The sequence below is a fragment of the Pandoraea iniqua genome, assembly GCF_902459685.1.
In the GTDB taxonomy this organism is placed as follows: domain Bacteria; phylum Pseudomonadota; class Gammaproteobacteria; order Burkholderiales; family Burkholderiaceae; genus Pandoraea; species Pandoraea iniqua.
Map to the genome: position 1 here is coordinate 207407 of NZ_CABPSF010000003.1, position 13709 is coordinate 221115.

At 66.1% G+C, this 13709-nt stretch carries 2 protein-coding genes (1 of these 2 cut by a window edge); both read right to left on the reverse strand.

Features of this window, described 5'->3' with window-relative positions:
* Window positions 1-12478, reverse strand: partial view of a non-ribosomal peptide synthase/polyketide synthase gene (locus PIN31009_RS11980; protein ID WP_150790401.1) — the 5' portion only. 15803 nt of this gene lie to the left of the window's left edge; 12478 of the gene's 28281 nt are visible here — the first part of the coding sequence; its start codon is at window positions 12476-12478; the stop codon falls past the left edge of the window.
* Window positions 12479-12570: 92 nt separating this feature from the next.
* Window positions 12571-13668 (reverse strand): YqcI/YcgG family protein, encoded by a 1098-nt coding sequence (locus tag PIN31009_RS11985; protein ID WP_150685442.1) that lies wholly within the window; start codon window positions 13666-13668, stop codon window positions 12571-12573.
* Between the last annotated feature and the right edge of the window lie 41 nt (window positions 13669-13709).

Consider the following 13709-nt stretch of genomic DNA (forward strand, 5'->3'; position numbering starts at 1 on the left):
CGTTCTGCGCCTGTACCGCGCGCAGCCAGTCGCCGATGTCTTGCGATGGCGTCACCGTCACGAACAGCGGCAACGAATTGATGCACAGCCCGAGCATTTCCTGCGCGCCGGGCAACGAGGCCGGACGCCCCGAGACCGTGACGCCGAACGTTACGTCCCGACGGAAGCTGTGCTGCGCGATCAGCAGCGCCCATGCGCCCTGCATCACGGTATTGATGGTCACCTGATGACGTTGCGCGGCTTCGACCAGTTTGATGCCCAGCGCATCGGGCAAGACGTCTTCGAACGTCAGCGCATCCGTGGTTGCCTCGGATGATGCGGAAGACGCAAAAGCGAGCAGTTGTCCGCGTTCGGCAACCTCTCCGGCTTGCCCGACCCACCAGTCGCGTGAAGACGGCTGGCGCGCGATCCAGTCGACGTAGCGGCTGTAAGGCACGGCCGGCGCCGCGCTCACTTGCCGTTCATCGCCGTCGCGCGCGTCGCGATGGGCACTATGGACACGATAAGCGCCGACCACTTCGGCCATCAGCAGTGCGCTGCTCCATCCGTCGGTGATGGCGTGATGAGCCGTCCAGACCAGATCCGCCGCATTGTCGGGACGCAGGAATACATTGACGCGAAGCAGCGGTGCGCGCTCCACATCGAAACCGGCGCGCAGATCGCTCGCAAGCCATTGCGTGAAACCATGCTCGTAAGCGCCGAGATCGGTGATGCCTGCCGGGACCGGATGCACCGTGAACGGCAATGCCGCGTGTGACTGCACGATTTGCAGAATCGGGCCGCCGTGGTGCCACGCAAAGCGAGTCCGCAAGGCGGCGTGACGGGCGACAGCCTGCTCCCAAGCCTGACGCAGCGCGGCGACATTCAGGTCGCCGATCAACGTCACACGCTTTTGCGTGATGTACATACCCTCGCCCGGCAGCGAAAGGTCGTGATACAGCAATCCCTGTTGCACCGCCGTGGCGGGGTAAACATCTTCTACCCCAGCGGTGTCCAGCGCGAGCCGTTGCCATTGTTCGGCATTCAATGCTGCGCGCGGGAAATCGCTGCGCGAGAAGATTCGCGCACGGTCCCGGGTTGCTTCGATGACCGCTTTCAGATGCGCGTCAAAGCGTTCGATGCAACGCTCCACCTGCTTGGCGTCGACGATATCGGGATCGAAGTCCCACGTGATCGACAGCGCGCCGTCCTGAATGCGCGCGTTGAGATCGAGCGCGAACGGCGCCGGCGCAGGCGCGGCCATCTCGCCGCATGGGAGGGTCGACAGTGCGAACGTGCTGCCGGCGGCAACGGCCTGATCCAGATTGCCCAGATAGTTGAAGCCCACCTGTGCCGCGGGCAACGCGGCGGCGGCGCGACGGATGTCTTCGCGCGCATGCCATGCCAGCAAGCCCCAGTGCAGGCCCTTGCTCGGTACGTCGCGTAGGCCGTCTTTGGCCGCGATGAGTTGGTCGGCAAGCGCGCCGGTCGCAGGCAGGCGGACCGGATATCGCGTGGTGAACCAGCCAATCGTGCCGCTCAGATCGAGATCGGCACCGGATTCGCGTCCGAGCGATTCGCGCCCGTGTCCTTCGACAGCCACGACCGCGTCGGTGCCACCGAAGGTGTCGCTCAATGCGCGTGCGAGCACGCCCAGCAGCGCTTCGTCGACTTGCATCCCGAAGCTGCTGCGTGTCTGCGCGACCAGTTGGCGCGTGGCTTGCGCCCCCAGCAACGCATGGCGGGTCTGACGCGGCCGCCCTTTCGACGCGGCGCCGAACAGCGGGCTCGCGCCGGTCAACGCATCGCGCCACCACGGCAGCTCGTCGATGACATCCGCTGACGCCGCATGGGCGGCCGCCGCCTGTACCCACACGCTCCACGGCGTGTTGGCGGAAAACTCGATGGCGCGGCCTTCGTGCGCCGCGTGATAGCCACGTTCAAGCGCGTCGAGCAGCACGCGCCAAGAGACGCCGTCAACGGCGAGGTGATGAATGGTGATCAGCAGGTAGGCGCCGTCCGGGGTATGCATGAGCAACGCCCGAAGCAGCGGCCCTTGCCCGATGTCGAGCGAACGATGGACGCGCGTGCCCTCGCGGTCGATGGCAGCACGCCAGTCGGCTTCGCCGCGCAGGTCGAGCGTTTCGAGCAGATTGTGCGCATCTACGGCAACCACTTGCTGCTGCCAGCCCGACGGCGTGCGCACGAAACGGAGCCGCAGCGCGTCGTGGGCCTGAACCAGCGCATCCAAAGCGCGGCGCAACGCAGCGGCATCGGGCAGCGTGGCGCTTTGCAACAGCACGGCCTGATTCCAAAGCGCCTCGCCATGCGGATGACGGTCGAAGAACGTGGCCTGAATCGGTGTCAACGGCAACGGTTCACGAGACTCGACGTGGGCCGACCGCGCATGCAACGGTTCCGCCAACAAGGCGAGCCGTTCGATATCCGGTGCGTCGAACAGGTGTCGCGGCGTGAGCTTCAGCCCGGCCAGCGCTGCTTGCGCGATCACGCGCAGGCTCAGAATCGAATCGCCGCCGATCTCGAAGAAGTTGTCGGTGACACCCACGTCGTCGCGCCCGAGCACGTCGCACCAGATGTCGCGCAGCGCCGTTTGCACGGGCCCGGCGGGGGCTTGGCGCTCGCGCGATGCCGTGTCTTGCGGCTGCGGCAAGGCGGCGCGGTCGGTTTTGCCGTTCGGCATCACGGGCAAGGCGTCGAGGTGGACGAACACCGTCGGCACCATATGCCCCGGCAGTTTGCGCTCGAGCGAGCGGCGCAGCACCACGTCCGCCACATCGCCCACGACGTAGCCGGCCAGCCGTGCGCCCTCGCCTGTGCCCACCAGCGCTACGACAGCGTCGCGCACCCCCGGCACCTGCCGAAGCACGGCATCGATTTCACCGAGCTCGATGCGCAGACCGCGCAGCTTGACCTGTGCGTCCAGACGGCCCAGAAAGTCGATCCGGCCATCCGCGCGGCGCCGGCAGAGATCGCCGGTGCGGTACATCCGTGCGCCATTGCCGGAAAACGGGTCCGGCACGAACTTCTCCGCGCTCAACGACGCCCGGCCCAGATAACCGCGCGCCAGCGTGTGCCCGGCAATGCAGAGTTCGCCCAGCGCGTCGACCGGTGCCTCGTTGCCATGGGCATCGATCACGTACACGCGGCGCGACGGATACGGCACGCCGATGGAAACGATCGCGTGCTGGGTGTCGGCCTCGCAGGTGCGCCGATACATGCAGGCCACCGTGGTTTCGGTCGGGCCGTACAGGTTGTCCAGTTGAATGCCCGAAAGCGGACCGTCCTGCCACTGACGCAATGCATCACCCGGCAGCCCTTCCCCGCCCACGGTGATCTGGCGCAGCGCGGCAAGTGCCTCGCGCGGCGGCGGATTGCGCAACCACTGTTGCCAATAGGCGGTCGGAATGCGCGAGAAAGTCACGCCCTCCTCGCTCAGGTGGCGGCTCGTGGTCGCCAGATCCCACGCCTGCGGTCCACGCATTTCGATCTGGCCGCCCTTGCACAGCGCCGGCAGCATTTCGTGCAGTGCCACGTCGAAGTTGATCGTGGACGATTGCAGTTGCTTGTCGTCCTGCGTGATCGCGTAGGTGTTCAGGAAGTCATCGATGTGCTGGCTGAAGGCGCCATGCGAGATCGCCACGCCCTTCGGACGTCCGGTCGATCCCGACGTATAGATCACATAAGCCAATTGGTCGGGATGAACGTCGTGGCACACCACGCCGCTATCGGCCGGGACGAGCGTGTCGACCACGATGACCTCATGCCCTTCGAGCACCGAGGCCATCGCGTCTGCCGTGGCAGCATCGGACAGCACACGGCGTACGCCCGCGTCTTCCATCATGAAGGCCAGACGATCCGCCGGATACGACGGGTCCAGCGGCACGAACGCGCCGCCTGCCCGCAGAACACCCAGCAGTGCCGCCGTCATCCACGGCGAGCGTTCGACGCAAAGGCCCACGCGTTCGTCGGCCTGCACGCCTGCGGCGGCAAGGGCCACGGCGATGCGGTTGGCTGCGGCGTCCAGTTCGCGATAGGACCAGCGCACCCCTTCGCAATGGATGGCCGGGCGTTGCGGCGTGGCCTTTGCCTGCGCCGCAATGCGGTGCATGACCGGGGTGAATTCATGCTGAATCGGCGGCGATGACGCTGCCTGACCGGCCAGCGTTATCGCGCCGACGTGTGCCGACCCGGTGTCCGTGGCAGTGGACAATTGATCGAGAATCGCGCGCAAATCGGCCTGCAATTGCGTCAGCGTGTGTGCGTCGATGCGCGACGCTTTCGCTTTCCAGCGCAGTGTGAGCGTGTCGCCGGGCAATACCGCGAGCACGAGCGGGTAATGCGTTTGTTCGGTCGTGGCGAAGGCGGCCAGCGAGAGCGACGCGTCGTCGGCTCGTACGGTGGCGTCGATCGGGTAGTTCTCGAACACGACGAGGGTGTCGAACAGCGCCTCGGCGGCGCGCCCGGTCCACTGCTGCACTTGCCGCAGCGGCGTGGTTTCTACCGCACGCAATGCCGTGCCGCGCTGCTGCACGTCCTGTAACCAATCCGACACCGTCGCGGCGGCGGGCACGTCCACCCACATCGGCAGGCTGTTGATGAACAGGCCGAGCGTGCGGTCGATGCCGGGCAGATCGTTCTCCCGGCCGGAGACAGTGACACCGAACGCGGCTTGCGACCGATGCCCGTAGCGTGAGGTCAACAGCGCCCACGCTGCCTGAATCATCGTGTTCAGCGTGACGCGGTGCTGGCGAGCGGCGTCGCGAAGCCGTTGATCCAATGCGCTGTCGAGCACGTCGTCGACTTGCAGCAACGGCCCCGGCGTCGCATCGTGTCCGCCCTGACCGGACGGCAGACTGGCGACGAGCGTCGCCGGTTCATCCAGCGCCTGCATGCGGCCTTGCCAATAGTCGGCGTGGTCCGGTTGTGTCGTGAGCCAGTGCACGTAATCGCCGTACTGCGGCGTCACAGCAGCCTCGGGCAACGTCTCACCCCGATAGATCGCGAGAACTTCCGCGAGCAGTTGCCCGGCACTCCAGCCGTCGAGCAACACGTGGTGATCGGTCCAGACGAGGTCGGTCAGGCCATCGGGACGGGTGAACAGGTTCACGCGCAGCAACGGCGCCACGGCGAGGTCGAAGCCTTGCGCGAGGTCGTCCGCAAGCCACGCGTGCAGACGCGCGTCGTAAGTCGCCTGCGGGCCGGCCGACCAGTCATGCCGGGTGTACGGCAACGCCACATGGCGCGAGACGACTTGCATCGCATCGCCGCCGTGCGCCCAACTGAAGTGCGTGCGCAGGATCGCGTGACGCGCCATCACCTGCGTCCACGCGTCACGCATGCGCGCGTGATCGAGTGCGCCGCGCAACGTCAGGCGCTTCTGATTGACGTAGACGCCACGCCCCGACTGCATCAGGCTGTGGAACAGCAGACCGCTTTGCAGCGGCGTCGCCGGATAGGTCGCTTCGACGTTGGCGTCGGCCTGCCCGTGCGGTTGCGATACTTGAGACTTCGCTTTAACAACGGGCTGCGAACCCGCGTCCAGCGGCTGTGCCAACGCTGCGAGCGTCGCCACCGTCTGGGCTTCGAACAGCTGGCGTGCGGTGATTTTCCAGCCCTGTCGCGCCAGTGCCGAGACGATTTGCAGGCTCAGGATCGAGTCGCCGCCGATCTCGAAGAAATTGTCGTGGCGGCCAATTCGATCGATTTGCAGCACGGCTTGCCATGCGGCTGCGACGGCTTGTTCGGCAGGCGAGGCCGGCGCTTCGAAGGCGTTTCGCCCGGATTGGGCTGGCGTCGAACGAATGGCAACATCGCCTTCGCCCTGATCTCCCACCAGCGCATCAACGGCCACCGGCATGACGCTGCCATCGGCGTTGTGAAGTGCCACATGACCCACAGCGACGGACGTATCCGCGGCCAGTGCCTCACAGAACGTCACGAAGTGGTCGGCCCAGCGCGCGACGGTCGTAGCGTCGAAGAGCTCGTTCGCGTAAGTCATCGCGGCGCACACCGAGCCGTCGTCCGCCTCTTCCGTGTCGAGCGTCAGTTCGAATTGCGCATTGCGGCCCGCGATATCCATACGGGACACCGTGAGGCCGTCGAGCGCGTCGAAGACCCGATGGTCGGGCTGACGGTGATTCAGTACGACTTGAAAGATCGGCGTGTAGTGAAGGTTTCGCTCCGGTTGCAAGGCGTTGACGAGGACATCGAATGGCAGGTCCTGATGCGCCTGCGCACCGGCAACGTGGGTGCGGACGGCTTGCAATAGCGTCCCAAGCGGCTGCGTATGGTCAACCTGCGCGTGCATCACCTGCGTGTTCACGAAGCAGCCGAGGACGTTGCCGACTTCCGGGCGTTCGCGATTGGCGACGGGCACCCCGACGCGAATGTCGTGTGCGCCGGAGTGCCGGTGCAGCATGGCCATGTAGGCGGTGAGCAAGGCGACGAAAAGCGTGCTGTCGTGGCGTTGGGCGCAGGCCCGCAGGCGGCGGGTCAATTCGGCTGGCAGGACAAACGTATGCCGTGCGGCGGTGTAATCGGCGAGCGCGAGGCGTTCACGGTCCGCCGGGAGCGCCAGCACCGGATGCTGATCGCCCAACGCCGTCCGCCACCACGCCAGTTGACGATCACGCTCACCGGCATCGAGCCAGCGGCGTTGCCACACGGCGTAGTCGGCGTACTGGACCGGCAACAGCGGCAATGTCGCCGCCGTGTGGTCCCGATGCGCCCGATAGCAGGCGACGAACTCGTCCAGCATGCGGTCGATGGACCAGCCGTCGGAGATGATGTGATGCATCGAAACCAGCAACTGGTGCGTTTGCTCGCCCAGCTCCACGATGCCGATGCGCAACAGCGGGCCTTGCGAAAGATCGAACGTCTCACGGGCGAACGCATCGGCCAGCGCCGCAGCGTCGGCCTCGGGGTCGTCGGCTTGGCTGACGTCGTGGTGGCGTATGCCAACCGGCATCGTGTCGTGCACGATTTGCTGCGCGGCGGCTGGCACGGCCAAGGCGCCTTCACGCCCCTTGCCCTCCTCACTCCCTTTGTTTTCGCCCTGTGCAAACGTGACGCGCAGTGACTCGTGGCGTGCGACGAGCGTATCGAACGCGGCTTGCACCGCTTGTTTCGCCGCGTCGTCGAACGCACCGTGCAGCCGCAGCCCGCCTGCGATGTGATACGCCGAGCTTTCCGGTTGCAGATGCCACAGGAACCACAGCCGCTGCTGCGCGTACGACAACGGCAGCGGCAGGCCAGCGGTTCTTTCGACTGGGACCAGCCCGGGCGCGGCAACCTCGTCTGTGGCTGCCGCCGCGCTATCGAGGGCTTCCGCCAGATCCGCCAGACTTTGATGTTCGAACAGATGGCGTGGGGACAGCGTGAGGCCGGCAAGCGCTGCCCGATTCACGACCTTCAGTGTCAGCAGCGAGTCGCCGCCGATGGCGAAGAAGTTGTCATGACGGCCGACCGACGGCACGCCCAGCACGGTCTGCCAGACCTGCGCCAAGGTGGTTTCGGTGCCGGCATGCGGCGCGGCGTCGGTGCCGCGACCGAACGCCGGCGCGGGCAACGCCCGACGGTCCACCTTGCCGTTGGCTGTGAGCGGGAACACCGGCATCACCACGATGGCTTTCGGGACCATGTAGTCGGGTAGCACGGCCCCCAGCGCTGCGCGCAACGCCGGCACGTGCGCGTCACCCGCCACGTGAGCGATCAGGCGCGCCCCGCCCGGTCCGTCCTGCACGCTCGCCACCGCGCCATGCACACCGGGCTGCGCCAGCAGTTGGGCTTCGATCTCGCCCAGCTCGATGCGGAACCCGCGAATCTTGACCTGATGGTCGATGCGCCCCAGATAGTCGAGTTCCCCGTCTGCACGCCAGCGCGCAAGGTCGCCGGTGCGATAGAGTCGTCCGCCATCGCCCGAAAAGCCGTCCGGAATGAAACGTTGTGCCGTCAGCGCCGCACGGTGCCAGTAGCCGCGAGCAAGACCTGCTCCGCTCACATGCAGTTCACCGGGCACACCGATCGGTGCCAGTTCCCCCTGCGCATCGAGCACGTACAACCCAAGATCGCCGATGGCACGCCCGACCGGGCTGCGCGTCACGCTCAGATCGTCGCGGGTGATCTGACGGAACGTCACGTGCACCGTCGTCTCGGTGATGCCGTACATGTTGATCATGCGCGGCGTGGTATCGCCAAAGCGGTCGAACCACGGCCGCAGCGTTTGCGGCTCCAGCGCTTCACCGCCGAACACGACGAAGCGCAGCGCCAGATCGTCGGCCTCTGCCAGCGCCGGGACTTGCAGCAACTGCCGGAACGCGGACGGGGTCTGGTTCAGCACGGTCACGCGTTCACGGCGCAACAACGTCAGGAAGTCGTCGGCGGCGCGGCTCACGAGGTACGGCACGACGACCAGCCGGCCGCCGTAGCACAGCGCGCCGAAGATTTCCCAGACCGAGAAGTCGAAGGCGTATGAGTGGAACAACGTCCATACGTCCTGCGTGCCGAAGGCGAAGTCCGCTTGCGTCGCATCGAGCAGACGCCCGACATTCGCATGCGTGATCAGCGCGCCCTTCGGCTTGCCGGTCGAGCCGGAGGTGTAGATGATGTACGCCAGATTCGACGGCGAGACCGGTACGTCGGGGTTCGAAATCGCGCCCGCATTGGGGCCGCTCGTCCCGGTCGCGAAATCGTCCAGCAACAACGTTTCGACGCCGTCCGGCACCGGCAACTCGCCGCGCAGCGCGTCGCGGGTCAACAGCAGCGTCATGCCGCTGTCCGACATCAGGAAACTCAGACGCTCGGCCGGATACTGCGGGTCCAGCGGCACGTAGGCGCCACCGGCCTTGAGCACCGCCAGAATCGCGACCACCATCTCGGGCGAGCGCTCCAGCGCAATGCCTATACGAGTCTCCAGCCCGACGCCACGCGCGATCAGTGCATGGGCAAGCGCGTTGGCGCGCGCGTTCAGCTCGCCGTAGGTCACGCCGGTGTCTTCGAACGTCAACGCCACGGCTTCCGGCGTTTGTGCGGCGTGCGCTTCGATACGCCGGTGCAGCGGCAAACCGGGTGCCACCTGCGCATTAGCGCTCCATTGCACGAGTCGATCGCGCTCTTCGCGGTCGATCAAGGCAAGCGCGCCGACGGTCGTGTCGGCCTGCTGCACCAGTGCCTGTAAGGCGTTGCACAAGTGGGCCGCGAGCCGGGCGACAGTCGATGCGTCGAACGTATCTGCGTCGTATTGGAATTTAGGCGTAAGACGGCCATCGGCGTACGCCTGCACGTCCAGCGTGAGGTCGAACTGCGCGGCGCTGGCATCGAGACCATGCAGCGTGGCGCTTAGTGCTGGCCAGCGCGCGAGCGAACGCTCGTCCTGCTGCACGTGGTTGTACATGACCTGAAACAGCGGCGTCTGGCCAAGACTGCGGTGCGGCGCCAGCGTGTCGAGCAGCACGTCGAACGGCAGGTCCTGATGCTGCTGTGCTTCGAGTGCCGTCTCGCGCACCTGTGCGATCAGCCCCGACAAGGTGCCCGTCGGCTGAACGTCGAGCTTCATGACCACGGTATTGACGAACAGGCCCATCAGCGACGCCGTGCCGCCATGCTGCCGGTTGGCGACCGGCATGCCGATTCTCACATCGTCGCTGGCGGTGTGCCGGCGCAGCACGAGACCCAGCGCAGCGAGAATCAGCATCGACGGCGTTACGCCATTCGATGCTGCCGCAGCAGCCAGCCCCGTGAGCACCGTCGGCGGAAGGTCGAACGTGTGCGTGGCGGCGCGTCGCGGGGCATTGCCGGTGCGCGTGCGGTCGCCAAGGATCATCGCGGCGGGATCGTCGCCCAGTCGCGCGCACCAGTAAGCCAGCTCACGCTTGCGCGATTCATGGTCGCGCAGCTCACGCTGCCAGACGGCGAAGTCGGTGTAGTTCAGATCGCTTGCGGGCAGCGTCGATGGCGATTCGCCGGACAGACAGGTGCGGTAGTCGTCTGCCAGTGCGTCGACGAAACCCTGCATCGACCATGCGTCGCACACGATGTGGTGAAGCGCCACGACAAGATGCGCCCGGCCATCCGGTGTCTCAAACAAGGCGGCACGCATCATCGGTCCGCTGCGCAGATCGAAAGGCGTGTCGATGCATGCCTGCGCGGCTTCGCCGATGGCGTCGTCGTTGTCGAGCGCCGTATGCGTCAGTTCGAATGCGGTCGCGACGCTGGCATCGGCCACGCGCTGAACAGGCTCACCTTGCGCGTCCGTGTCGAACGTCGTCCGTAACGCGGAGTGTCGTGCGATGGCGGCTCGCAATGCCGCCTGCAATGCCGGTACGTCGGGACAGGCATCGAACGTCAAGCGGCCGCCCACGTGATACGCCGTATCCGACGGATCGAGATGCCAGAGGAACCAGAGGCGATGCTGTGCGTGCGTGAGCGGTGCCGCCGCGTCGTACTCGGCGTGGCGGGCGATCGGCGGTACGGCAATGGCAGCGTCGGGCTGTCCTGACGCCCCACGGCGCCGGGCAATCGTTTGCGCCGCGTCGCGCAGCTTGGCTTGCTCGAAGACATCGCGCACGTCGAATGGCACGTGAAAAGCTGCCTGCACGCGTGCGGCCAGTTGCACCGCTTGAATCGAGTTACCTCCGAGACGGAAGAAATGTGCGCTGGCCGGGTCGACCTGCCGGCCGAGCACGTCTGCCCAGATCGCGGCGAGTTGTGTAGCGACCTCCGAGCCCGCGCCATTGTCGGATTGGCCCTGCGGGCCTTCCTGATCAGTCCCGGGAACACGGTTGTGCGACGCGCCATAGGCCTCGTCGAACACACCGTTCGCATAGACCGCCCACGCGTCGAGCGTGCGTTCGCGCCAGCCGCGTGCGGCCGCGGAGCGTTGCAACTTGCCACTCGACGTTTTCGGCAGTCCGCCCGGATTGAGCAGTACCACCACGCCCAAGGCTTCGCCGAAGCGCGGCGCGACCACCGCGTCGAGTTCGTCGACGATCTGTGCCGGTGTGAGCAATTTCTGCGTGCGGCGCGAGACCTCCGCTGCCAGACCGATCCCTTCACGCCCGTCGATTTCCACGGGGAACGCCGAGACGCGGCCTGCGCGCACGATGTCGAGTTCTGCCTCGATCGCCTGTTCGACATCCTGCGGATAGACGTTCTGGCCCCGCACGATGATCATGTCTTTCACGCGGCCGGTCACATACAACTGCCCGCCTTGCGTCATGCCCAGATCGCCCGTGCGCAGCCAGCGGCGTCCGCCGTCTTCGACAAACGTTGCCGCGCTCGCCGCCGGATTGCGCCAATAACCTGCCGTCACGCTCGGCCCGTGAAAGCGAATCTCGCCGGTCTCGCCGTCGCCGAGCGTCCGCCCGCTGGACGGATCGACGATGCTCACCTCGTGATCGCGCGCAACGTTGCCGCAGCTCACCAGATGTTTCGGCTCGCCATCCGCGCCGTCGACACGCAAGGCGGACATGCCGCCCGCGCGTGTCACTCCCGTGACCAGCAGGGTCGCTTCGGCCAGTCCGTAGCAGGGATACACCGCTGCCGGGTCGAAACCCCAGACGCTGAACCGCTCGACAAAATCGCACAACGTGTCGTGACGCACCGGCTCGGAGCCCGAGAACGCCACCCGCCATCCCGACAGGTCCAGCCCTTCCATCTGCGCATCGCGAACCCGTTCGGTCAGCAACCGGTAGGAAAAATCAGGCCCGCCCGAGATCGTCCCGCCGTGGCGCGAAATGGCTTCGAGCCAACGGATCGGTTGTTCCAGAAAATGGTTCGGCGACATCAGCACGAGCGGGATGCCCGTGTAGACCGGCTGGAGCATCGTGCCGATCATGCCCATGTCATGCGGCAACGGCAGCCAGCTCACGAAGACGTCGTCTGCGGTCACGCCAAGGCGCTCCTGAATCGCCACTTCGTTGGCGATCAGGTTGCCGTGCGTGACCATCACGCCTTTAGGCGCGGACGTCGAGCCGGAGGTGTACTGGAGGAACGCAATGTCGTCCGACGCCAGATCGATGGCGACGCGCTCGGCAATCGCCGGCGCGGCCGAATCGTCAATAACGATCAGCTCCGCCGTCTCGCCATACAGATCGAGCAACGAACGGGCGATCTGTGCATGTTCCGGCGTCACGAGCACCCAGCGGGCTTCGGCGTCGGCGAGCATCACGCGCAGACGCTCGGCGTAGGCATCGCGGGTACGCCCGGGGGCGAAGGCAGGCACGGCGAGCACGCCCGCATACAGACAGCCGAAGAACGCCGTGAAATACGACAGGCCGCTGTCCATCAGCAGAATGGCACGCTGCCCCTTGAGCGCCCCGCCGCCCAGACGCTGCGCGAGCGCGTTGGCACGCTGATCGAGTTCGGCGTAACTGTGCGACGTCTCGCCGCCGGTCTGCACGCAAACCAGCGCGATATCGTCAGGGCGTTCGATTGCGAGCGCTTGCAGCCGCTCGACCATGTGCTTGGGAGTCTGGGACATCGGTATGCCTGAAATTCGTTTCGATTCGACGATTCGACGATTCGCGCCGCCTATCGGCCGCGCTTTGCTTTCCCAACGAGGGAAAACGTCGGCTACTCGGGTTGTTCGTTGTCGTTGCGCGACGGCGCAGGCGCCTGCGAGCCCGCGTGCGGGTTGTGGCCGGATGCCCCGTCACGGGTGCTGGCGTCGCCCTGCTCGATCAGCCGGGCGTGACCGGCATCGGCGTGCATCTGGCGCGCCACATGATTCGCGTGCGACAAATGCATGGCATGGGCGGTCGAGGGTGTTTCGATCGGATGCGGCTTCGGATGCACGGGGATCTTGCCGATCATCGGTGCGGGCGGTGCCGCTGCGGCGTGGGCAGACGTGGCGGAGGCGTCTTCGGCGGCCCGGCGCATCCGTTTGAGGAACGGGCATTGGTCCGCAGCCGCAACGTTCTCGTCTTCGAGGAAGTACTGCTTCCATTCGAGATTGCCCGGGTCGCCATAGAAACCGAGGTCCGGGTGTGGGCCGACGGCGTCCCACTTGCGCAACCGTTCACGCACCTGTTCGCGCGCCTGACGGCCGATCACCTTGTTCGTGATGGTGTCGACGAAGACCGCGCGCGGCTGGAACAGCAGGACCATGCCCGGCCCGAGGTTGCGGCTGTGCCGTTGCGAAAACGACGGGCACGCGCAGACCACGAACATTTGCAGCCCGCCGTAGCCGAACTCCCAATCCTCATGCGACGGCGGCACCTGCTGGTCGGCCTCCGGATCGGGATCGACGTTATGCAGATACTGCAAGGTGCCCCAGAACAGGTCGTGATACTCGTTATGCGTCAGCGGCGTGGTGTCCGGTTCATAAAAGATGGCAATGTTGTTGCGACGGAACTCGGGCTGCGACGCGAGGCGCGCGAACGTGAGCATCGTCGCGGGCAGCATCGCGTTGTCCTTGCCGTTCACGAACGTGTAGAACATCTCGCCGCGACGCTCGGCAATGGTGCCGAAGAAGCACGGATACTCCGGGTGCATGACCTGCGTGCGAAGCGTTTCGTACGAGGTCTCCAGCCAGTCGGGCAGAACGACGTCGCCGACCTGCTCGCCGAGGATGACGCGTGAGCGCCAGTCGCTGGCGGTGGCGCGCCGTGGCGCAGGGGAAGACTCGGTCGAACGGGGGGAATCAAGAACATCGCGGGGGTCGAGCTGCATGAGCTTCTCCGTCGAAACTGCGCGCGCCGGCCCGGGCCGGC

Coding starts and splice junctions, on each gene's coding strand:
- PIN31009_RS11985 (WP_150685442.1), bottom strand. CDS start 13,668: ATGCAGCTCGACCCCCGCGATGTTCTTGATTCCCCCCGTTCGACCGAG.